This window comes from Robertmurraya dakarensis (assembly GCF_900156875.1).
Taxonomy (GTDB): domain Bacteria; phylum Bacillota; class Bacilli; order Bacillales; family Cytobacillaceae; genus Robertmurraya; species Robertmurraya dakarensis.
This window is the reverse complement of record NZ_LT707409.1, coordinates 3,592,301-3,615,565: the sequence shown is the minus strand read 5'-3', so window position 1 is coordinate 3,615,565 and position 23,265 is coordinate 3,592,301. Positions and strand designations below refer to the sequence as shown.

General features: G+C 42.6%; 12 protein-coding genes, 16 tRNA genes, 4 rRNA genes and 1 other annotated feature. Of the genes, 4 read left to right on the top strand and 28 right to left on the bottom strand.

Annotated features, from left to right (window positions below):
* Position 1: 1 nt before the first annotated feature.
* The 28 genes from rrf to dnaA all read right to left on the bottom strand — a co-directional run bounded on the left by rrf (position 2) and on the right by dnaA (position 20,138).
* A 5S ribosomal RNA gene (gene rrf, locus CZ487_RS26025) occupies positions 2–118 on the bottom strand.
* A gap of 58 nt (positions 119–176) precedes the next feature.
* Positions 177–3,108 (bottom strand): 23S ribosomal RNA (locus tag CZ487_RS26020).
* Positions 3,109–3,550: 442 nt separating this feature from the next.
* Positions 3,551–5,100, bottom strand: a 16S ribosomal RNA gene (locus CZ487_RS26015).
* Together the 16S, 23S and 5S rRNA genes with 16 tRNA genes alongside form the textbook arrangement of a ribosomal RNA operon.
* 474 nt (positions 5,101–5,574) lie before the next feature.
* A tRNA-Arg gene (locus tag CZ487_RS26010) sits at positions 5,575–5,648 on the bottom strand.
* Positions 5,649–5,658: 10 nt separating this feature from the next.
* Positions 5,659–5,749, bottom strand: a tRNA-Ser gene (locus CZ487_RS26005).
* Between the two features lie 11 nt (positions 5,750–5,760).
* Positions 5,761–5,835: transfer RNA gene (locus tag CZ487_RS26000), tRNA-Asn, on the bottom strand.
* Between the two features lie 18 nt (positions 5,836–5,853).
* A tRNA-Ile gene (locus tag CZ487_RS25995) sits at positions 5,854–5,930 on the bottom strand.
* An 8-nt stretch (positions 5,931–5,938) separates the two neighbouring features.
* Positions 5,939–6,012, bottom strand: a tRNA-Gly gene (locus CZ487_RS25990).
* 16 nt (positions 6,013–6,028) lie between these two features.
* Positions 6,029–6,110 (bottom strand) — tRNA-Leu (locus tag CZ487_RS25985).
* A gap of 13 nt (positions 6,111–6,123) precedes the next feature.
* Positions 6,124–6,197: transfer RNA gene (locus CZ487_RS25980), tRNA-Cys, on the bottom strand.
* An 8-nt stretch (positions 6,198–6,205) separates the two neighbouring features.
* A tRNA-Gln gene (locus CZ487_RS25975) sits at positions 6,206–6,280 on the bottom strand.
* Between the two features lie 12 nt (positions 6,281–6,292).
* Positions 6,293–6,368 (bottom strand) — tRNA-His (locus tag CZ487_RS25970).
* Between the two features lie 9 nt (positions 6,369–6,377).
* Positions 6,378–6,451 (bottom strand) — tRNA-Trp (locus tag CZ487_RS25965).
* Between the two features lie 11 nt (positions 6,452–6,462).
* A tRNA-Tyr gene (locus CZ487_RS25960) sits at positions 6,463–6,546 on the bottom strand.
* A 7-nt stretch (positions 6,547–6,553) separates the two neighbouring features.
* Positions 6,554–6,626 (bottom strand) — tRNA-Phe (locus tag CZ487_RS25955).
* A gap of 50 nt (positions 6,627–6,676) precedes the next feature.
* Positions 6,677–6,753 (bottom strand) — tRNA-Asp (locus CZ487_RS25950).
* A 3-nt stretch (positions 6,754–6,756) separates the two neighbouring features.
* A tRNA-Met gene (locus CZ487_RS26440) sits at positions 6,757–6,830 on the bottom strand.
* A gap of 20 nt (positions 6,831–6,850) precedes the next feature.
* Positions 6,851–6,943, bottom strand: a tRNA-Ser gene (locus CZ487_RS25945).
* A gap of 11 nt (positions 6,944–6,954) precedes the next feature.
* Positions 6,955–7,028 (bottom strand) — tRNA-Ile (locus CZ487_RS25940).
* A gap of 93 nt (positions 7,029–7,121) precedes the next feature.
* Positions 7,122–7,571: a sequence feature (23S ribosomal RNA rRNA prediction is too short), on the bottom strand.
* A gap of 204 nt (positions 7,572–7,775) precedes the next feature.
* A 16S ribosomal RNA gene (locus CZ487_RS25935) occupies positions 7,776–9,325 on the bottom strand.
* Positions 9,326–9,645: 320 nt separating this feature from the next.
* Complete coding sequence (locus CZ487_RS25930; RefSeq protein ID WP_077215239.1) at positions 9,646–10,734, bottom strand: HD-GYP domain-containing protein; 1,089 nt, start codon at positions 10,732–10,734, stop codon at positions 9,646–9,648.
* Between the two features lie 118 nt (positions 10,735–10,852).
* On the bottom strand, positions 10,853–13,426 hold the full coding sequence (gene gyrA / locus CZ487_RS25925) for a DNA gyrase subunit A (RefSeq protein WP_077215238.1): 2,574 nt from the start codon (positions 13,424–13,426) through the stop codon (positions 10,853–10,855).
* Positions 13,427–13,623: 197 nt separating this feature from the next.
* Complete coding sequence (gyrB, locus tag CZ487_RS25920; protein WP_077215237.1) at positions 13,624–15,546, bottom strand: DNA topoisomerase (ATP-hydrolyzing) subunit B; 1,923 nt, start codon at positions 15,544–15,546, stop codon at positions 13,624–13,626.
* Between the two features lie 116 nt (positions 15,547–15,662).
* Positions 15,663–15,911 carry an extracellular matrix regulator RemB gene (gene remB, locus CZ487_RS25915; RefSeq protein ID WP_077215236.1) on the bottom strand — a complete coding sequence of 83 codons (249 nt, stop codon included), beginning with the start codon at positions 15,909–15,911 and terminating at the stop codon, positions 15,663–15,665.
* A gap of 10 nt (positions 15,912–15,921) precedes the next feature.
* Positions 15,922–17,040 (bottom strand): DNA replication/repair protein RecF, encoded by a 1,119-nt coding sequence (gene recF / locus CZ487_RS25910; RefSeq protein ID WP_077215235.1) that lies wholly within the window; start codon positions 17,038–17,040, stop codon positions 15,922–15,924.
* A 19-nt stretch (positions 17,041–17,059) separates the two neighbouring features.
* A complete protein-coding gene (gene yaaA, locus CZ487_RS25905; protein ID WP_077215234.1) occupies positions 17,060–17,272 on the bottom strand; it encodes a S4 domain-containing protein YaaA in 213 nt (70 codons plus the stop codon).
* Between the two features lie 148 nt (positions 17,273–17,420).
* A complete protein-coding gene (gene dnaN / locus CZ487_RS25900) occupies positions 17,421–18,557 on the bottom strand; it encodes a DNA polymerase III subunit beta (protein ID WP_077215233.1) in 1,137 nt (378 codons plus the stop codon).
* Between the two features lie 234 nt (positions 18,558–18,791).
* Entirely contained in the window at positions 18,792–20,138 is a 1,347-nt protein-coding gene (gene dnaA / locus CZ487_RS25895) for a chromosomal replication initiator protein DnaA (RefSeq protein ID WP_077215232.1), read from the bottom strand.
* Between the two features lie 682 nt (positions 20,139–20,820).
* On the opposite strand from dnaA, the gene rpmH reads away from it, so the two are divergent.
* From rpmH to jag, 4 genes are all read left to right on the top strand, one after another.
* Entirely contained in the window at positions 20,821–20,955 is a 135-nt protein-coding gene (gene rpmH / locus CZ487_RS25890) for a 50S ribosomal protein L34 (protein ID WP_077215231.1), read from the top strand.
* A 133-nt stretch (positions 20,956–21,088) separates the two neighbouring features.
* Positions 21,089–21,457, top strand: coding sequence for a ribonuclease P protein component (gene rnpA, locus CZ487_RS25885; RefSeq protein WP_077215230.1), 369 nt, complete (start codon positions 21,089–21,091; stop codon positions 21,455–21,457).
* Between the two features lie 158 nt (positions 21,458–21,615).
* On the top strand, positions 21,616–22,395 hold the full coding sequence (gene spoIIIJ / locus CZ487_RS25880; protein ID WP_077215229.1) for a YidC family membrane integrase SpoIIIJ: 780 nt from the start codon (positions 21,616–21,618) through the stop codon (positions 22,393–22,395).
* Positions 22,392–23,006, top strand: a complete 615-nt coding sequence (gene jag, locus CZ487_RS25875) for an RNA-binding cell elongation regulator Jag/EloR (protein ID WP_077215228.1) — start codon at positions 22,392–22,394, stop codon at positions 23,004–23,006. The genes spoIIIJ and jag overlap by 4 nt, the downstream gene beginning before the upstream one ends.
* The last annotated feature ends 259 nt before the right edge of the window (positions 23,007–23,265 follow it).

Here is a 23,265-nt window from a genome sequence, read left to right as displayed (position 1 = left end):
TGCCTGGCGACGTCCTACTCTCACAAGGGGACAGCCCCTAACTACCATCGGCGCTGAGAAGCTTAACTTCCGTGTTCGGTATGGGAACGGGTGTGACCTTCTCGCCATCGTCACCAGACTATTTGGTTTGAGGTTTGTTCCCTCAAAACTAGATAACTTGACAAGCATCTTTTAAATTGGTTAAGTCCTCGATCGATTAGTATCAGTCAGCTCCACATGTCACCACGCTTCCACCTCTGACCTATCAACCTGATCATCTTTCAGGGATCTTACTAGCTTGCGCTATGGGAAATCTCATCTTGAGGGGGGCTTCATGCTTAGATGCTTTCAGCACTTATCCCTTCCGCACATAGCTACCCAGCGATGCTCTTGGCAGAACAACTGGTACACCAGCGGTGCGTCCATCCCGGTCCTCTCGTACTAAGGACAGCTCCTCTCAAATTTCCTACGCCCACGACGGATAGGGACCGAACTGTCTCACGACGTTCTGAACCCAGCTCGCGTACCGCTTTAATGGGCGAACAGCCCAACCCTTGGGACCGACTACAGCCCCAGGATGCGATGAGCCGACATCGAGGTGCCAAACCTCCCCGTCGATGTGGACTCTTGGGGGAGATAAGCCTGTTATCCCCGGGGTAGCTTTTATCCGTTGAGCGATGGCCCTTCCATGCGGAACCACCGGATCACTAAGCCCGACTTTCGTCCCTGCTCGACTTGTAGGTCTCGCAGTCAAGCTCCCTTGTGCCTTTACACTCTACGAATGATTTCCAACCATTCTGAGGGAACCTTTGGGCGCCTCCGTTACTCTTTAGGAGGCGACCGCCCCAGTCAAACTGCCCACCTGACACTGTCTCCCACCCCGATCAGGGGTGCGGGTTAGAATTTCAATACAGCCAGAGTAGTATCCCACCGACGCCTCCACCGAAGCTAGCGCTCCGGTTTCCACGGCTCCTACCTATCCTGTACAAGCTGTACCAAAATTCAATATCAGGCTACAGTAAAGCTCCACGGGGTCTTTCCGTCCTGTCGCGGGTAACCTGCATCTTCACAGGTACTATAATTTCACCGAGTCTCTCGTTGAGACAGTGCCCAGATCGTTACGCCTTTCGTGCGGGTCGGAACTTACCCGACAAGGAATTTCGCTACCTTAGGACCGTTATAGTTACGGCCGCCGTTTACTGGGGCTTCAATTCAAAGCTTCGCTTGCGCTAACCTCTCCTCTTAACCTTCCAGCACCGGGCAGGCGTCAGCCCCTATACTTCGCCTTGCGGCTTCGCAGAGACCTGTGTTTTTGCTAAACAGTCGCCTGGGCCTATTCACTGCGGCTCTTCAGGGCTATGCACCCTAAAAAGCACCCCTTCTCCCGAAGTTACGGGGTCATTTTGCCGAGTTCCTTAACGAGAGTTCTCTCGCTCACCTTAGGATTCTCTCCTCGCCTACCTGTGTCGGTTTGCGGTACGGGCACCTACTACCTCGCTAGAAGCTTTTCTTGGCAGTGTGGAATCAGGAACTTCGGTACTATATTTCCCTCGCCATCACAGCTCAGCTTACACGAGAAACGGATTTGCCAATTTCTCTGCCTAACTGCTTGGACGCGCATATCCAACAGCGCGCTTACCCTATCCTCCTGCGTCCCTCCATCGCTCAAACGGTAATGAGGTGGTACAGGAATATCAACCTGTTGTCCATCGCCTACGCCTTTCGGCCTCGGCTTAGGTCCCGACTAACCCTGAGAGGACGAGCCTTCCTCAGGAAACCTTAGGCATTCGGTGGATGGGATTCTCACCCATCTTTCGCTACTCATACCGGCATTCTCACTTCTAAGCGCTCCACCAGTCCTTACGGTCTAGCTTCAACGCCCTTAGAACGCTCTCCTACCGCGGACACGTAAGTGTCCACCCACAGCTTCGGTGATACGTTTAGCCCCGGTACATTTTCGGCGCGGAGTCACTCGACCAGTGAGCTATTACGCACTCTTTAAATGGTGGCTGCTTCTAAGCCAACATCCTGGTTGTCTAAGCAACTCCACATCCTTTTCCACTTAACGTATACTTTGGGACCTTAGCTGGTGGTCTGGGCTGTTTCCCTTTTGACTACGGATCTTATCACTCGCAGTCTGACTCCCACGCATAAGTACTTGGCATTCGGAGTTTGTCTGAATTCGGTAACCCGATGAGGGCCCCTAGTCCAAACAGTGCTCTACCTCCAAGACTCTTGATCGTGAGGCTAGCCCTAAAGCTATTTCGGAGAGAACCAGCTATCTCCAAGTTCGATTGGAATTTCTCCGCTACCCACACCTCATCCCCGCACTTTTCAACGTGCGTGGGTTCGGGCCTCCATCCAGTGTTACCTGGACTTCACCCTGGACATGGGTAGATCACCTGGTTTCGGGTCTACGACCACATACTCATTCGCCCTATTCAGACTCGCTTTCGCTGCGGCTCCGTCTATTCAACTTAACCTCGCATGTAATCGTAACTCGCCGGTTCATTCTACAAAAGGCACGCCATCACCCATAAAAGGGCTTTGACTACTTGTAGGCACACGGTTTCAGGTTCTCTTTCACTCCCCTTCCGGGGTGCTTTTCACCTTTCCCTCACGGTACTGGTTCACTATCGGTCACTAGGGAGTATTTAGCCTTGGGAGATGGTCCTCCCAGCTTCCGACGGGATTTCTCGTGTCCCGCCGTACTCAGGATCCACTCAAGAGAGAATGAAGTTTCAACTACAGGGTTTTTACCTTCTCTGACCAGCCTTTCCAGGCTTGTTCGTTTACCTCATTCTTTTGTAACTCCGTATAGAGTGTCCTACAACCCCAAGAGGCAAGCCTCTTGGTTTGGGCTAATCCCGTTTCGCTCGCCGCTACTCAGGGAATCGCGTTTGCTTTCTCTTCCTCCGGGTACTTAGATGTTTCAGTTCCCCGGGTCTGCCTTCATTACCCTATGTATTCAGGTAAAGATTCCATCCGATTAAAGATGGAGGGTTTCCCCATTCGGAAATCTCTGGATCAAAGCTTACTTACAGCTCCCCAAAGCATATCGGAGTTAGTCCCGTCCTTCATCGGCTCCTAGTGCCAAGGCATCCACCGTGCGCCCTTATTAACTTAACCATCAGTTAATGTTAAAAAAGAACTTACTTGTTTAAAAATGATGTCTTGTCAAATTTGTTATCTAGTTTTCAAGGAACAAGGCCACGAATATCAATCACATCATGATTGACTTCCTGACTATTCTTCATGCAGCCTTGCGACGAGCTGAGGATTACTTCCTCGAGTCACTGCGGCGCAGGAGCAAAGAAATTCAAAACAAAGAAAGTCTTAAAAGAAAGCCCTTCAACGTTTGAATATGCATGATAAAACTCGAGAGATAATTCTCTCAAAACTAAACAAAGTCAGAAAACGTCTACGTAATTGGTTTTGTGTCTAGCTTCGGCTCCTAGCTTTTCGGCCGTTTCAATCCGTCCACACAAATCCAAAACCGGGATTTGCATGACCGGCTCTCCAACGTCTCTCAAAGCTGGACAGTCGCCTCCGCTTTTCTTTTCATCCTTAGAAAGGAGGTGATCCAGCCGCACCTTCCGATACGGCTACCTTGTTACGACTTCACCCCAATCATCTGTCCCACCTTAGGCGGCTGGCTCCAAAAGGTTACCCCACCGACTTCGGGTGTTACAAACTCTCGTGGTGTGACGGGCGGTGTGTACAAGGCCCGGGAACGTATTCACCGCGGCATGCTGATCCGCGATTACTAGCGATTCCGGCTTCATGCAGGCGAGTTGCAGCCTGCAATCCGAACTGAGAATGGTTTTATGGGATTGGCTAAACCTCGCGGTCTCGCAGCCCTTTGTACCATCCATTGTAGCACGTGTGTAGCCCAGGTCATAAGGGGCATGATGATTTGACGTCATCCCCACCTTCCTCCGGTTTGTCACCGGCAGTCACCTTAGAGTGCCCAACTGAATGCTGGCAACTAAGATCAAGGGTTGCGCTCGTTGCGGGACTTAACCCAACATCTCACGACACGAGCTGACGACAACCATGCACCACCTGTCACTCTGTCCCCCGAAGGGGAACGTCCTATCTCTAGGAGTGTCAGAGGATGTCAAGACCTGGTAAGGTTCTTCGCGTTGCTTCGAATTAAACCACATGCTCCACCGCTTGTGCGGGCCCCCGTCAATTCCTTTGAGTTTCAGCCTTGCGGCCGTACTCCCCAGGCGGAGTGCTTAATGCGTTTGCTGCAGCACTAAAGGGCGGAAACCCTCTAACACTTAGCACTCATCGTTTACGGCGTGGACTACCAGGGTATCTAATCCTGTTTGCTCCCCACGCTTTCGCGCCTCAGCGTCAGTTACAGACCAAAGAGTCGCCTTCGCCACTGGTGTTCCTCCACATCTCTACGCATTTCACCGCTACACGTGGAATTCCACTCTTCTCTTCTGCACTCAAGTCTCCCAGTTTCCAATGACCCTCCCCGGTTGAGCCGGGGGCTTTCACATCAGACTTAAGAGACCGCCTGCGCGCGCTTTACGCCCAATAATTCCGGACAACGCTTGCCACCTACGTATTACCGCGGCTGCTGGCACGTAGTTAGCCGTGGCTTTCTGGTTAGGTACCGTCAAGGTACCGGCAGTTACTCCGATACTTGTTCTTCCCTAACAACAGAGTTTTACGATCCGAAAACCTTCATCACTCACGCGGCGTTGCTCCGTCAGACTTTCGTCCATTGCGGAAGATTCCCTACTGCTGCCTCCCGTAGGAGTCTGGGCCGTGTCTCAGTCCCAGTGTGGCCGATCACCCTCTCAGGTCGGCTACGCATCGTCGCCTTGGTGAGCCGTTACCTCACCAACTAGCTAATGCGCCGCGGGCCCATCTGTAAGTGATAGCGTAAACCATCTTTCAGTTTCTCCTCATGAGAGGAGAAACATTATCCGGTATTAGCTCCGGTTTCCCGAAGTTATCCCAGTCTTACAGGCAGGTTGCCCACGTGTTACTCACCCGTCCGCCGCTAACTTTTAAAAGCAAGCTTTTAAAAGTCCGCTCGACTTGCATGTATTAGGCACGCCGCCAGCGTTCGTCCTGAGCCAGGATCAAACTCTCCAAAAAAGAGTAAGATTAGCTCTTAAATAAATCTAAAATTAAAACGTTGACGTTTCTGCTTTGTTTAGTTTTCAAAGAACTATTTTTTCGATCTCCGCCGAAGCGACGACAAAATTAATTGTAACATCTAACTTCGTAGAAGTCAACTTCTTTTTTTAAAATCTTTTTTTATTTAAGATAAAAAAGATTGTAGCTCGCTTTTTAGCGACAAGAATTAATATAACATTTTGTTTCGTAGAAGTCAACTTCTTTTTTTAAAAAAACTTCAGTGTCATAACTGTACAGTATTGATAACTCAAATCAACACCTTGTAGATCAAGTTAAAAAGAGCATCAAAACTTTTGATCATAAATCACTAATGGGGTAGAAGCCTTTATATAGTTACTAAAATAATAAAGAAGAAAAAAAAGAAGAAAACAACGTTGGTTTTCGTCAAGCACGAACACAATGTTTAATCTATGAGTTAAATAAGTGCTCTAACGCGCCTTAGAGGATTCGAACCTCTGACACACGGCTTAGAAGGCCGTTGCTCTATCCAGCTGAGCTAAAGGCGCTTTTTTCTACTGGCGGAGAAGGAGGGATTTGAACCCTCGCGCCGGTTGCCCGACCTACACCCTTAGCAGGGGCGCCTCTTCAGCCACTTGAGTACTTCCCCATATAAAAAAATGGCTCCGCAGGTAGGATTCGAACCTACGACCGTTCGGTTAACAGCCGAATGCTCTACCACTGAGCTACTGCGGAGTAATACTATTTTACGTATGGTGGGCCTAAATGGACTCGAACCATCGACCTCACGCTTATCAGGCGTGCGCTCTAACCAGCTGAGCTATAGGCCCATTATATTTGGAGCGGGTGATGGGAATCGAACCCACGACAACAGCTTGGAAGGCTGTGGTTTTACCATTAAACTACACCCGCAAATAGGAGTCGACAATACCGGTGGTCGGGGTCGAACCGACACTCCAGAAGGAACACGATTTTGAGTCGTGCGCGTCTGCCAATTCCGCCACACCGGCAGTTCTAAATTAATGGAGGCAGCAACCGGATTTGAACCGGTGATAAAGGTTTTGCAGACCTCTGCCTTACCACTTGGCTATGCTGCCATTAAAATTGGCTGGGCTAGCAGGATTCGAACCTACGAATGACGGAGTCAAAGTCCGTTGCCTTACCACTTGGCTATAGCCCAAAATAATATAAATGGGGCGATTGATGGGAATCGAACCCACGAGTGTCGGAGCCACAATCCGATGCGTTAACCACTTCGCCACAACCGCCATATTTATTGGCAGGGATAGTAGGAATTGAACCCACACTGGAGGTTTTGGAGACCTCTGTTCTACCTTTAAACTATATCCCTATATAGCGTAATGGTGGAGGGGGACGGATTCGAACCGCCGAACCCTAAGGAGCGGATTTACAGTCCGCCGCGTTTAGCCACTTCGCTACCCCTCCAAAAAGGTGGCTCAGGACGGAATCGAACCGCCGACACAAGGATTTTCAGTCCTTTGCTCTACCGACTGAGCTACTGAGCCACACGAAAAGAAAAAATCTATATTAACAGTAGATACCTACTGGAATAAGATGGCGGTCCGGACGGGACTCGAACCCGCGACCTCCTGCGTGACAGGCAGGCATTCTAACCAACTGAACTACCGGACCAAATTGCGGGGACAGGATTTGAACCTGCGACCTTCGGGTTATGAGCCCGACGAGCTACCAGACTGCTCCACCCCGCGATAATTTTATTAAGGTTTTATGGCGGAGGAAGAGGGATTCGAACCCCCGCGCGGTTTAACCCGCCTGTCGGTTTTCAAGACCGATCCCTTCAGCCAGACTTGGGTATTCCTCCATATATATAAATGGACCCTGTAGGACTCGAACCTACGACCGGACGGTTATGAGCCGTCTGCTCTAACCAGCTGAGCTAAGGGTCCATTAATTTTATAGCGGCGGAGGGGATCGAACCCCCGACCTTACGGGTATGAACCGTACGCTCTAGCCAGCTGAGCTACACCGCCATAATGGCATAGAAAATGGAGCCTAGCGGGATCGAACCGCTGACCTCCTGCGTGCANGGGATTTCTCGTGTCCCGCCGTACTCAGGATCCACTCAAGAGAGAATGAAGTTTCAACTACAGGGTTTTTACCTTCTCTGACCAGCCTTTCCAGGCTTGTTCGTTTACCTCATTCTTTTGTAACTCCGTATAGAGTGTCCTACAACCCCAAGAGGCAAGCCTCTTGGTTTGGGCTAATCCCGTTTCGCTCGCCGCTACTCAGGGAATCGCGTTTGCTTTCTCTTCCTCCGGGTACTTAGATGTTTCAGTTCCCCGGGTCTGCCTTCATTACCCTATGTATTCAGGTAAAGATTCCATCCGATTAAAGATGGAGGGTTTCCCCATTCGGAAATCTCTGGATCAAAGCTTACTTACAGCTCCCCAAAGCATATCGGAGTTAGTCCCGTCCTTCATCGGCTCCTAGTGCCAAGGCATCCACCGTGCGCCCTTATTAACTTAACCATCAGTTAATGTTAAAAAAGAACTTACTTGTTTAAAAATGATGTCTTGTCAAATTTGTTATCTAGTTTTCAAGGAACAAAGTTTCGAGAGATAATTCTCTCAAAACTAAACAAAGTCAGAAAACGTCTTTTTATTGAAGTATCAAGTACTTCTTTTCATCCTTAGAAAGGAGGTGATCCAGCCGCACCTTCCGATACGGCTACCTTGTTACGACTTCACCCCAATCATCTGTCCCACCTTAGGCGGCTGGCTCCAAAAGGTTACCCCACCGACTTCGGGTGTTACAAACTCTCGTGGTGTGACGGGCGGTGTGTACAAGGCCCGGGAACGTATTCACCGCGGCATGCTGATCCGCGATTACTAGCGATTCCGGCTTCATGCAGGCGAGTTGCAGCCTGCAATCCGAACTGAGAATGGTTTTATGGGATTGGCTAAACCTCGCGGTCTCGCAGCCCTTTGTACCATCCATTGTAGCACGTGTGTAGCCCAGGTCATAAGGGGCATGATGATTTGACGTCATCCCCACCTTCCTCCGGTTTGTCACCGGCAGTCACCTTAGAGTGCCCAACTGAATGCTGGCAACTAAGATCAAGGGTTGCGCTCGTTGCGGGACTTAACCCAACATCTCACGACACGAGCTGACGACAACCATGCACCACCTGTCACTCTGTCCCCCGAAGGGGAACGTCCTATCTCTAGGAGTGTCAGAGGATGTCAAGACCTGGTAAGGTTCTTCGCGTTGCTTCGAATTAAACCACATGCTCCACCGCTTGTGCGGGCCCCCGTCAATTCCTTTGAGTTTCAGCCTTGCGGCCGTACTCCCCAGGCGGAGTGCTTAATGCGTTTGCTGCAGCACTAAAGGGCGGAAACCCTCTAACACTTAGCACTCATCGTTTACGGCGTGGACTACCAGGGTATCTAATCCTGTTTGCTCCCCACGCTTTCGCGCCTCAGCGTCAGTTACAGACCAAAGAGTCGCCTTCGCCACTGGTGTTCCTCCACATCTCTACGCATTTCACCGCTACACGTGGAATTCCACTCTTCTCTTCTGCACTCAAGTCTCCCAGTTTCCAATGACCCTCCCCGGTTGAGCCGGGGGCTTTCACATCAGACTTAAGAGACCGCCTGCGCGCGCTTTACGCCCAATAATTCCGGACAACGCTTGCCACCTACGTATTACCGCGGCTGCTGGCACGTAGTTAGCCGTGGCTTTCTGGTTAGGTACCGTCAAGGTACCGGCAGTTACTCCGATACTTGTTCTTCCCTAACAACAGAGTTTTACGATCCGAAAACCTTCATCACTCACGCGGCGTTGCTCCGTCAGACTTTCGTCCATTGCGGAAGATTCCCTACTGCTGCCTCCCGTAGGAGTCTGGGCCGTGTCTCAGTCCCAGTGTGGCCGATCACCCTCTCAGGTCGGCTACGCATCGTCGCCTTGGTGAGCCGTTACCTCACCAACTAGCTAATGCGCCGCGGGCCCATCTGTAAGTGATAGCGTAAACCATCTTTCAGTTTCTCCTCATGAGAGGAGAAACATTATCCGGTATTAGCTCCGGTTTCCCGAAGTTATCCCAGTCTTACAGGCAGGTTGCCCACGTGTTACTCACCCGTCCGCCGCTAACTTTCAAAAGCAAGCTTTTAAAAGTCCGCTCGACTTGCATGTATTAGGCACGCCGCCAGCGTTCGTCCTGAGCCAGGATCAAACTCTCCAAAAAAGAGTAAGATTAGCTCTTAAACAAATCTAAAATAAAACTAGTCCAGTTTCGGCTCCTAACTCTTCGGTCGTTTCGATCCGTCCATTCAAATCCAAAAACAGGATTTGAGACCCGTCTCTCCAACGCCTCTCAGAGTTGAACAGTCGCCTCCACTATCTATTGTTGACGTTTCTGCTTTGTTTAGTTTTCAAAGAACTATTTTATATGTCGCTTGAAGCGGCTTTTATAATATATCATTATGCAATTTCCTTGTCAACTTTTTCTTGGGTTTTTATGATTTTTTTTCCATGGCCGCTTTTATAACCTTTAGAATCTGTTTGTTAAAGCACTTCTTCGATAAATATTTCCCTATTTTTCTCCAAACTTATGATTTCCTCTGTTTCAAGTAGTTTAATTAATGGTCTTGTTGGTGACTTTTCTTCAAAGAATAAGATTTCAGCAATCGTTCCATTTGAAAGCTTTACTTTCGTTCCAATTGAAAAATTAATTATTCCTGATTGAAGTGCTTTTATAACCGAAATATCGAACTTTCCGAAGTTATCTTGAAGAATCATTTCCATAACCTTAAATGGAGACTGCTTCTTTCGATAAAGGCGGGCAGAAGTCATAGCATGAAAGGTATCTGCTACTGCAATAATTAAAGCAAATGGATGTATTTTATGTACTTTGTCGCCAATAGGATAACCAGTACCATCAAGCCGCTCATGATGCTGGAACACCGCTACTTTGCCAACATCACGTATTAGCGTGCTGTTTTTAATAAGATTATAGCTATGTGTAGGATGGTTCTTAATTTCATTATACTCATTACTTGTCAGCGTACCCTTTTTATTCAAGACACTTTCAGGTACTTTTGCCATTCCGCAATCTGAAAGACATCCCGCCAACGCTAACTGAATAAGATCACCTTTTTTATAGTTAAGTTTTTTCCCAATAAACCAGCTAATTAAACCAACAGCAATGCTGTGTTGATATAAGTATTCCTTCTCTGTTGAAAGATGGTGAAGCGTTAAAATTTCTAAAGGTGCTTTCTCTAACTCATGCAATAAAGGAACAATAATGGCTCTTACCTTTGCTACATCAACGGTCATCCCAGCCTGCCAGGATTGGAATTCCTTTCTATACAGATTGGCTGCCTGTAAAAATAAATCTGAAAATGTTAATTCAGCATCCTCCTGTTTTTGTTCTGTCTTTTCTTCTTCCTCTTCAACAAAATTTTCTGGTATAAAGAGCTGGCCGCTGACCAGAGTTTTGCTAACTTTAACATCCTTTACCAAGAAAGCTTGTAAGAACTGAATTAATTCATATGTAAGAATTGTATTCTTAGGTACTATAGGCCGGTTTGTTAAACTAAATACATCTTCAGTTAAAATACAACCCTCCTGTAATTCCTTCACATGTACACGCATATAAGCCACCTCAAAAGCAGTATAGGTCTTAATATCTATTATTTTTATTCTACTTTATTTTCCGAAAATAAAAAAGCCGCAGAATCAATTTTGATTCTGCAGCTTATATATATATTAATTATTCGTCAGCAGGTTCATTGCCTTCATCTGGAGTTATATCATTTTCTGATTCAACTTCTTGTGATGATTCTTCGCCACTTGCTTCCAATTCAGTATTATCATTGGAATCTGCATTGTCATTTGACTCAAGCAGCGCTTCCTCATCTTCTTTTTCAACCACCGCTACAGTCGATACATGTTCATTTTCAGTAGGACGGATAAGGATGACACCTTGAGTATTACGTCCCATTGTGGAAATATCACTTACAGCCATCCTTATAAGGACACCACCTGTAGTGATAATCATAATGTCCTCTTCACCTGTAACAGCCTTCATGGCAACAAGATCTCCATTTTTATCTGTTACATTACATGTTTTAATCCCTTTACCGCCACGGCCTTGGATACGATATTCTTCAGCATTGGTTCTTTTTCCGTACCCTTTTTTCGTAACTATTAAGATATCAGTGTTGTCCTCGAGAACTTCCATCCCAACTACCTCATCCGAGTCATCAATACTAATACCCTTCACACCAGTAGCAGTTCTGCCCATAGAACGAACGTCTGTTTCAGGGAAACGAATCAGCATTCCATTTTTGGTCCCGATGATAATTTCCTTGCTGCCGTCCGTTAAACGAACGGAGATTAATTCGTCGCCTTCCCGCAAGTTTAACGCTATTAATCCATTGTTTCGAATATGTGCAAAAGAGCTTAAAGGTGATCTTTTCGAAATTCCTTCTTTTGTTGTAAAGAACAAGAACCAATCATCGGCGAATTCAGAAACAGGAATAATAGCGTTTACCCATTCGCCTTTATCAACCTCTAAAAGATTAATAATTGGAATTCCTTTTGCTGTTCTTGAAAACTCAGGAATTTCATAACCCTTTGCTCGATAAACCTTCCCTTTATTTGTAAAGAATAAAAGGGTGTCATGGGTTGAAGTAGTAATAAGATGTTCTACAAAGTCATCCTCATTTGTTCCCATCCCTTGAACGCCTCGGCCACCGCGCTTTTGGGCACGATAAGTCGAAACAGGCAGACGCTTAACATAACCATTATGAGTAATGGTTACGACAATATTTTCACGAGGAATTAAGTCCTCATCTTCAATATTTTCAATACCGCCTGTTACGATTTCTGTACGGCGTTCGTCATTGAAGCGTTCCTTTATTTCTGTTAGTTCCTCACGGATTACTTCTAGAATTCTCTCTTCATCTGCAAGAATTGCTTTTAGCTCAGCAATAAGTGCAACTAAATTTTGATATTCTTCTTCAATTTTTTCACGTTCTAAGCCTGTTAACCTTTGTAGACGCATATCTAAGATCGCTTGCGCCTGCTTTTCAGATAAACCAAATTGCTCCATTAAGCCTGTTCGTGCAATATCTGTAGTTTGCGAGCTGCGGATTAAACTAATGATTTCATCAATACGATCTAATGCAATACGCAGTCCTTCTAAAATATGTGCCCTTGCCTCAGCTTTACGAAGTTCAAACTCTGTTCTGCGGCGGATAACTACTTGTTGGTGCGCTAAGTAGTGCTGCAGACATTGCTTCAAGGATAATACTTTAGGCTGGCCATCTACTAATGCTAACATATTGATTCCGAAACTAGTTTGCAGTGCCGTATGTTTGTAAAGATTGTTTAGAAGTACATTTGCATTTGCATCCTTACGTACTTCAATAACAATTCTCATTCCTTTTCGGTCTGATTCATCACGAAGATCGGTAATGCCATCGATTTTTTTATCGCGGGCCAGTTCAGCTATTTTTTCAATTAATCTTGCTTTATTTACTTGATAAGGAATTTCCCTAACGATGATAACTTCTTTCCCACTGGCTTTTTGTTCAATTTCAACTTTAGCTCTCAGCGTAATAGAACCTTTACCAGTTTCATAAGCCTTCCGAATTCCGCTTCTGCCGAGAATTAATCCTGCAGTTGGAAAGTCGGGGCCTGGAATAATTTCCATTAGTTCTTGAGTAGTGATATCAGGGTCATGACTGATAGCCAACACACCATCAATTACTTCACCCAGCTGGTGAGGAGGGATATTCGTTGCCATCCCTACCGCTATACCACTAGTTCCATTTACTAATAGATTTGGAAAACGTGCAGGGAGAACAACTGGTTCTCTTTCTTCACCATCGTAGTTATCTTGATAATCAATTGTATCTTTGTTAAGATCTCTTAATAATTCCATTGATATCTTTGACATGCGCGATTCAGTGTAACGCATCGCTGCAGCTGAATCACCATCGACTGATCCAAAGTTACCATGACCGTCAACAAGCATATAACGATAGTTAAAATCCTGGGCCATCCGCACCATTGTTTCATAAACAGCAGAGTCGCCGTGCGGGTGATACTTACCAATAACGTCACCAACAATACGAGCAGACTTTTTATACGGCTTGTCCGCATGAATACCAAGATCGTGCATAGCATATAAAATACGACGGTGAACCGGCTTCAAACCATCACGCACATCCGGAAGGGCCCGTGAAACAATAACACTCATCGCATAGTCTAAGAAAGATGTCCGCATTTCCTGACTTATATTAATTTCTTTTATTTGAGAACTAGGTGTTTCAGACATTTTTGAAACCTCCTTTTTAGGAAAGACTTATATTCTTAGGGGCATAATCATTACTTAATGTATTGTATCTATACCATAAACAAGGATAGAGGCTGTACCTGCTATCCTTGTAATTAAAATAAAACATTTAATTCAGTAGCCGCTTGTACAGGCAAAGCTAGTTCTATAGCTCCGACAAGGCTGTAACGCATAATGCTTTATATATCTAAATTCTTAACGTATTGAGCATTTTCTTCTATGAAATGACGGCGAGGTTCTACCTTATCACCCATCAGAATTTCAAAGGTTTCATCCGCTTCAATAGCATCTTCTAAGCTTACCTGGAGCATGGTTCTTGTCTCTGGATTCATGGTTGTTTCCCATAATTGTTCAGGATTCATTTCTCCAAGACCTTTATATCGCTGGATATTTGGCTTTGGCTGACTTGGAAGTTCTGCGAAAATCCGCTCAAGCTCCTTCTCATTATAGGCATATTCAACTCTTTTACCTTGCTGGACTTTATATAAAGGCGGTTGGGCAATATAAATAAAACCAGCTTCGATAATTTTCCTCATATAGCGATAGAAGAATGTTAACAATAATGTTCGAATATGTGCCCCATCAACATCGGCATCTGTCATAATGACAATTTTATGATAACGAGCCTTCGAAATGTCAAATTCTTCACCAATACCAGTTCCACAAGCAGTAATCATTGCTCTTACTTCGTTATTTGAAAGGATTCTATCCAATCTCGCTTTTTCCACATTTAGAATTTTACCTCTTAATGGCAGGATCGCTTGGAAATGACGGTCACGGCCTTGTTTAGCAGAACCCCCCGCTGAGTCACCCTCAACGATATACAGTTCACTAATAGACGGATCCTTTGAAGAGCAATCTGCTAGTTTTCCTGGCAGACTTGAAACCTCTAGTGCACTTTTTCTACGAGTCAGCTCTCTCGCTTTCTTCGCAGCCAATCTTGCCCTAGCAGCCATTAACCCTTTTTCAACTATTTTTTTCGCAGTAGTCGGGTTTTCAAGTAAGAACTTCTCAAAGAGTTCTGAGAAAATTGTATCTGTAGCTGTCCGAACCTCTGAATTACCTAACTTTGTTTTCGTTTGCCCTTCGAATTGCGGGTCCGGATGTTTAATTGAAATAATGGCCGTTAAGCCTTCCCGGACGTCATCACCAGAAAGGTTTGCATCGCTTTCTTTATATAAACCGTTTTTACGAGCATAATCATTAATGATTCGCGTTAGTGCCGTCTTAAAGCCCGACTCATGCGTACCGCCTTCATACGTATGAATATTGTTCGCAAATGAATAAATATTCTCTGTGTAGCCATCATTGTATTGAAGAGAAACTTCTATGGAGATTCCATCTTTTTCGCCTTCAACAAAGATTGGCTCTTCATGAAGCACTTCCTTGGTACGGTTTAAATGCTCCACATATGATTTAATTCCGCCCTCATAATGATATTCATTCTGCTTATTTTCAACCCTTTTATCTTCGATCGTAAGCGTAAGTCCTTTATTTAAGAAGGCAAGCTCTCTAACCCGGGTAGAAAGAATATCGTAATCATATTCTGTTGTTTCAGTAAAGATTTCCGGATCAGGCTTAAAATGAATCGTTGTTCCTGTGTGGTCCGTTTCTCCGATTATTTTCAGATCCGCACTCGGAACCCCTCTTTCGAACTTTTGGTAGTAGATGTTTCCATCACGATGGACATATACTTCAAGCGAAGTAGAAAGAGCATTTACTACAGAGGCACCTACACCATGGAGACCGCCTGATACTTTGTATCCTCCTCCTCCAAACTTCCCGCCGGCATGGAGAACGGTCATAATTACTTCTACGGCTGGTCTTCCCATTTTTTCATGGATTCCAACTGGAATTCCACGTCCATTATCAACTACTTTTATGCTGTTATCTTCTTCAATAAAAATATTAATTTCCGAACAATAACCTGCTAATGCCTCATCAATACTATTGTCAACGATTTCCCAAACGAGATGGTGGAGTCCTTTGACACTTGTGGATCCAATGTACATTCCCGGACGCTTCCGGACAGCTTCAAGACCTTCCAAAACTTGTATCTGACTCTCATCGTAGGACTGTCCTTTGACTGCTTCTTGTTCCATTGCCACAACGATCACCTACACTTTCTTAAACTAACGTTTCGAAGATATCTTCGTTTTGTTTTAATACTGAGAAAAACTTGACCCTTGTTTCAGTCAAGCTCATAAACAATTAATCATTAAAATTCTTGAACGGTGAGATTAGAAGACCGCTTTTTTAATGTTCCAGAAGCTAAAGGTGAATAATATATTTTATCTGTAGTAACCACTAGAGACTTAAATGAGCCTTTAGCGAGATGAACGATATTTTCGTTTTGACCATTTAAATATTCTTTCACAACCTGTGATGTCTTCACCGTATCTTTATCAATAATTGCAACAATATCCTTGGTCCTAACGAGGATATCTTCACCTACATGAACATACATTGTCCTCACCTCATCCGAATTTTTTCAGAACCCCCGAGTCGACCTTAAAGGTAGATGCTTCTTTTAAGGTTTGATGGTCAATACCTTCCACGCTTGTGGTGGTAACGAATGTTTGAACTTTACCTTGGATGGTATTTAATAAATGGGATTGGCGGTAATCGTCCAGTTCTGAAAGGACGTCATCCAACAACAGAATAGGATATTCGCCTATTTCAGAATGAATTAATTCAATCTCAGCAAGTTTGATTGATAGTGCAGTCGTTCTTTGCTGTCCTTGTGATCCATATGTTTGCACATCGCGATCATTTACAAAAAAGACAAGATCATCTCGATGCGGGCCAAACAAGGTAACACCTCTATCAATTTCTCTTGATTTTACTTTGGCAAATTTATCCTCATATACTTCTATCATTTTCGACAAAACTTGGTCTTCTGATACATCTGCGGATGGCTTGTACTGAATTTTTAACGTTTCTAAGCCGCGTGATATACCTTCATGTATAGGAATAGCCCATTTTTCAAGCAAGTGAAGGAACTCAAACCGCTTTGCAACAATTTTTACAGCCATGCCTATAAACTGCTCTGTTAAAATATCCAACATTGTCATATCACGCTGTTTGCTCGTTTGCAGGAGTTTTAAATAGTGATTCCTCTGCTGCAGTATTTTTTGATACTGACCAATATCATGCAGATAAACTGGAGAGACTTGCCCAATTTCCATATCAATAAAACGACGCCTTACTTGTGGACTCCCTTTAACTAAATGGAGGTCTTCAGGCGCGAACATTACAATATTCATATTACCTACATATTGGCTTAGCTTTCGCTGCTCAATATGGTTGCATTTTGCTTTCTTGCCCTTCTTTGAAATAACAAGCTGCATAGGAATAGAACCGTTACTTTTTTGAACCCTACCCTCTATTTTAGCATATTCTTCGTCCCAGCGAATAAGTTCTTTATCATTCGATGTTCGATGTGATTTTGCCATCGCCAAAACATAGATAGATTCCATTGCATTTGTCTTTCCTTGAGCATTTTCTCCAAGGATCACATTGACTTTATTTTCAAAAGATACTTCAAGCTCTTCATAGTTCCGATAATTTTTTAAGCGTAAATGCTTAATATACATAAAAAGTACATCCTTTTTCTCAGCAAATCGTGAAGGATCCAATATTTGGAATTTCAACAGAATCCCCAGTGCGGAGCTTTCTTCCTCTTCTCTGATCTTGTTCACCATTTACAAAGACTTCATATTCACTTAAAAACCATTTAGCCATTCCACCTGAATCGATTAATTCAGCGAGCTTAAGAAATTGTCCTAATGTAATAAATTCAGAATCTATGCTGATCTCTTTTTCCACGCTTTCACTCTTTTCTTAATAATGGTTTTTCTTTTATTTTACTAAATAATTGACTTATACACAAAGAAAAGACAGGAAATTTACTTGTTCTTAAAAAATTACAGAAAAAAGCTGCCAGGTCAGCTGACAGCTTCTGCTAGTTTTATTTTTAATATGTCCTAACAGGTAGAATTAACTGAAGAATAGAATCGTCATTGATTGGACGTATTAAGAACGGCCTCATCGCTCCTGTAAAGCTAATTTTAATCTCGGAACCTTCAAGTGTCTTTAAGGCATCCATGACATACTTGGCACTAAATGAAATCTTTAACTCTTCTCCCTCAACGGATTCCGCCTGCAGTTCTTCAACAACTTTACCAATCTCAGGGGTATTGGAAGACACTTCTATCGTTTGTCCTTCTAGTGTTGTAAGCCGCACGACATTATTTCTTCCTTCACGAGCCAATAATGAAGCACGATCAATTGACTGTAAAAATTCCTTTGTGTGCACGACTACTTCAGTTTTGTTTTCATTAGGAATCAATCTAGAGGTATCTGGATAATTCCCTTCCAATAATCTTGAGAAGAATAGTAAATGCTTTGCTTTAAACAATACTTGGTTTTCCGTGATGACAATATCAACACTGTCATTATGATCATCGAGAATCTTACTTAGTTCGTTTAAGCTTTTCCCTGGAATCACAACATTGTAAGTTTCATCGGTATCCATTTCAATCCTTGCTTTTCTCAATGCAAGTCTATGGCTATCTGTTGCAATACAGATTAATTCATTGTTTTCTACCTTCCAGTTTACACCTGTCAACACCGGGCGTGTTTCTGAGGTGGACACTGCGAAAACGGTTTGGCGAATCATCGCTTTCAATAAATCAGTTGGAATTTGAAGACTATCTTCTCCTTCGATTTGTGGTAAGTGAGGATACTCTTCAGCATCAAGTCCATTAATATTAAATTCAGATTTACCAGAACGAATCACGACTTGCAGATTACTTTGAACTTCGATTTCTACCGTATCAGTTGGTAGTTTTTTTACGATATCACTGAAAAAACGTGCTGGAAGAACGATTGCACCTGTATCTTTCATTTCTATGATTTCTTGGCCTTCTTCTTCATTGGGAATGAATGATTCAATAGAGATATCAGAATCACTGCCTGTTAAAGTGACTCCGTTATGTGATGCAACCATCTTTATTCCTGTTAAAATCGGGATAGTTGTCCTGCTCGTTACTGCTTTCATAACATCTTGAACACTTTGAACAAGACGATCCCTTTGGATTATGAATCTCATTATTTAATCCTCCGATTAACTTTATTTAGATGCTTATTTATATATAATTATTATTTTAAAAAATAATAGAAGTACTAGTAGGGCCTGTTAACATGTGGATAACCGGAATTTTTCAATGGAAACACAGTCTATCAACATGTGGACAGACTGTGTGTAAAGTATGCTGAGTTATTCACAGTTTTCACTAAAAAAAAATAGGTCTCCGAATCGTTCAACTCAGAAAACACTAGTTCATTAGATTTTTAAAAGCTCGTTGATTTCTTTCAGCTGCTGTTGGAACTGTGAATCACTTTGTAAAAGCTTTGATATTTTTTCATGAGCATGGATCACGGTAGTGTGGTCACGTCCGCCAAACTCTTCGCCGATTTTAGGCAATGAAAAATCCGTTAATTCCCTGGAAAGGTACATGGCAATCTGCCTTGGAAATGCAACTGATTTTGTGCGCTTTTTTGCCTTAAAATCCTCAAGCTTTACATTATAAAATTCTCCAACGACCCTTTGAATATCCAGGATCGTAATAACTTTAGGCTTTGAACTTGGAATGATATCTTTTAACGCTTCTGCTGCGAGATCCGCATTAATATCTTTATTAATAAGGGATGAATAAGCAACAACACGTATGAGTGCACCTTCTAGCTCACGGATGTTTGAGTCAATTTGATTCGCAATATAAAGCATTACTTCATTCGAAATGTCTAATCCTTCTGCTTTTGCCTTTTTCCGAAGGATTGCGATCCTCGTTTCCAAATCAGGCGGAGTAATATCCGTTATAAGTCCCCATTCAAAACGTGAACGTAAACGATCCTCCAATGTCGGAATTTCTTTTGGAGGCCGGTCACTAGAAATCACTATTTGCTTACTTTCTTCATGCAATGTATTAAAAGTATGGAAAAATTCCTCTTGAGTTGATTCTTTTCCAGCCAAGAACTGAATATCATCTATTAAAAGGACATCGACTTTTCGATATTTATTTCGAAATTCTGCGGCTTTATTATCACGAATAGAGTTAATAAATTCATTCGTAAACTTTTCGGAAGACAAATAAACTACTTTGGCGTTTGGATTATGCTCCAGAACATAATGGCCAATTGCATGCATTAAATGGGTTTTTCCTAGACCAACGCCCCCATAGATAAATAATGGATTATAAGCTTTAGCTGGTGCTTCTGCTACAGCTAAAGAAGCTGCATGGGCAAAACGGTTACCGGATCCAATAACGAATGTATCAAAAGTATTTTTTGGATTCAGCATGGTAGACGGAAATTCCGGCTGTTCGTCTGTTTTCGTTAGCTTTTTTGGAGGATTTGGTAAATTAATATCTTCTTCATTTTGATTTTGCGGAATAATAAATTTAACTCCGAGTTCTTCGCCAGTAATTTCGTATAAAATACCGGAGATAAGTTCGGAATAACGCTCTTCTAACCAATCTCTCGCAAACTCGTTCGGAGCGGTTACTGTTAAGGTATCCCGTTGAAGAGAATGGGCCTGCGTTGACTTAAGCCAGGTATCGAAGCTAGGTTTGCTGATTTTCTTCTCAATACTGGCAAGAGCATTATTCCAAAGGTCCGCAATATTTTCCAATAGATTTCCCTCCTTCTTTCGAATGATAAAGTGGAGCTTCCATCAGTGGGGGGCCTGCCCGTTAATCTTAATGTTAATTTATCATTATACGAAACTTAGATTGTGGAAAAACATATAATAAGATAGAAAGTAGATTTTCGACAGTATCCACCAGCTGTGGACAAAGTTTTACATAAGGGGTGAATAAAGTATCCACATGTTATCCACATTCTGTGGATAAAGATATTATGCACAGGAATCTATCCATAGTGAAAACACAAATATAATATCAAATAATCCTTACTGTTGCAATGGTTTTTCTTACTTTATCCACAAGAGGTACAAGCTGTGTAAAAAAATTATCCACATGGACTTAGTCTGTGAAAAAGCTGTCAATATGTATTGTGGATAATAAAAAACATGTCGAAAGTTATGCACAAGTGACTAGTTGCGAGGTTTTCACGTAAGAAAATACTTTCCTAATAAAGGTTCTGGTTCTACGATTTCTAGTATGTGTATTTGCTAATAGAAATAAATAATCTTTTTATAAAGAGGAGATAATAATTTGCAGTGGATGGAAGTTTTATTGTATTTGGATCTTCTCATTCATGAATTTTAAAACGGTGGTTGACATTTTCCGGGTTCAGTCTATATAATTATACAGACTGTCTGTAACAGCAATTCCTCAGGGAGGTGTCATATAATGAAAAGAACGTTTCAACCAAATAAGCGTAAAAGAAGTAAGGTTCATGGATTCCGCAGTCGAATGAGCTCTCCAAACGGACGTAAAGTTCTAGCTCGTCGTCGTCGCAAAGGAAGAAAAGTATTATCTGCTTAGGCCACTGATTTTCAGTGGTCTTTTTTCTCATGTTCCGAATTTTTATGTATAGATAGCTATATGAAAGATGATAATTTTAACGTTGTGAAAAAATTCATAACCGATCAATCGATGATTGAAGGTGATTAGAACGGTGAAAAAAGAGTATAGAGTAAAAAAGAATAAGGAATTTCAGGAGGCATTCAAAAAGGGAAAGTCTTTTGCGAATCGTCAATTTGTTGTCTATTCTTTGAAAAAGCCAGGACAGGAACATTTTAGAATAGGACTCTCTGTCAGTAAGAAGTTAGGAAATGCTGTCACTCGCAATCAAATAAAAAGATACATAAGGCAAGTCTTTCTTGAACTTGAGGAAGAGTTATCAAACGAGTATGACTATATTATCATTGCCCGTAAACCAGCATCGGAAATGAACTTTTTTGAAATAAAAAGCAGCTTAGTTCATGTCTTAAAACTTTCAAAAGCGTTAAGCAGAAAATACACCGAGACGAAACACAACGAATAAATTTTGAAACTGCCCATTTTTCTGGGGCAATGCTTATTAAAAGATGGTACAATACAATGTGGATTACATAATAAGATATTATCTCTAATAGAATTGATATAATTTTATAAGGGTAAGTGAAAATTTAAAATTGATTACATATAAGGAGGAATAAACGGTTGAAAAAGAGAATCTTTCTTGTGACTGGACTTATTATGCTTACTGTCCTTTTAACCGGGTGTATGGAGTATAATCAACCAATCACTCCTGAAAGCAAAGGCTTTTGGAATGAGTATATTGTCTACCCGTTATCCCAGTTTATTGTATGGGTTGCTGAATTTGCAGGTGGCAGCTTTGGTCTATCCATTGTTATTGTAACGATTATTATTCGACTGGTGATCTTGCCATTAATGATCAAACAAACAAAGAGTTCGAAAGCGATGCAGGCTATTCAGCCGGAAATGCAAGCGCTTAGAGAGAAATACAGCTCTAAAGATGCCAATACACAACAAAAGCTTCAGCAAGAGACAATGGCATTGTTTCAAAAACATGGAATTAATCCGTTAGCGGGATGTTTCCCGATCTTGATTCAAATGCCAATTCTTATTGGTTTTTATCATGCGATTTCCCGTACTAGAGAGATAGCTGAACATAATTTCTTATGGTTTGACTTAGGTTCACCGGATCCGTACTTCTTATTGCCAATTATTGCTGGGGTCACAACTTTTATTCAGCAAAAAATGATGATGGCAGGAACAGCCAATCAAAATCCTCAAATGGCGATGATGCTTTGGATGATGCCGATCATGATTGTTATTTTCGCTATCAGCTTCCCGGCTGCATTGTCACTCTACTGGGTAGTAGGAAACTTGTTTATGATCGTGCAAACATACTTTATTAAGGGTCCAGATTTGAAAAATGCAAAGGAAACTAGTAAAGCGGGAGGAGCAAAAAAGTGAAAGAAGTAACTGCTACAGGACAAAATGTCGAAGAAGCAGTAAAATCAGCTTTAGCTCAGTTACAAACTACTAGAGATTCTGTGGAAATTACCATCCTAGATGAGGGAAAAAAGGGGATTTTTGGCTTTGGTTCGCGTCCAGCAACCGTAAAGGTAACAAAAATTATTGATCCGATTGAAGAAGCAGAGAAATTTTTAACAGATGTTAGTGAAAAAATGGGCGTAGCAGTTAACATTGAAGTAAAAAAAGAAGGAAAACAGGTTTTATTTACTTTATCAGGAGAGAAAATTGCTCTATTGATTGGAAAAAGAGGACAAACCTTAAATTCACTTCAGTATTTGACGCAGCTTGTCATTAATCGTCATTCTGATCAATATCTAAATGTTTTGCTTGATGCAGAAGAGTATCGGAAAAGAAGAAATGATACATTAACTCAGCTGGCGGGTCGTCTTGCTCAAAAAGCTCTTAAAACAGGTCATAAAGTGGCCTTAGAACCAATGCCATCCTATGAGCGGAAAGTGATTCACACTGCTTTAATGAGTAATAACCGCGTTAAGACTTATTCAGATGGTGTAGAACCGAACAGACATATTGTAATTGCACCTAAATAAATGAATATGAATGATTAAAACAAAAAACACTGTATTCGACTTTTTCGAATACAGTGTTTTTTTGCACTTTAAGGAAGAACCGTCTTTGACTGATTAAAGTATAAAAAAAGACACTGATTTATGCCAGTATTGAAGGTAAATTGTGATTTTCTAATGGCTTTCATGCTAATGATAATAGAGTGGTTATTTGAATTTATTGTTATTCACATGTGGATAAGCTAAAATAAAGCATATTAATGGCAAAAAATGTGGATAACTG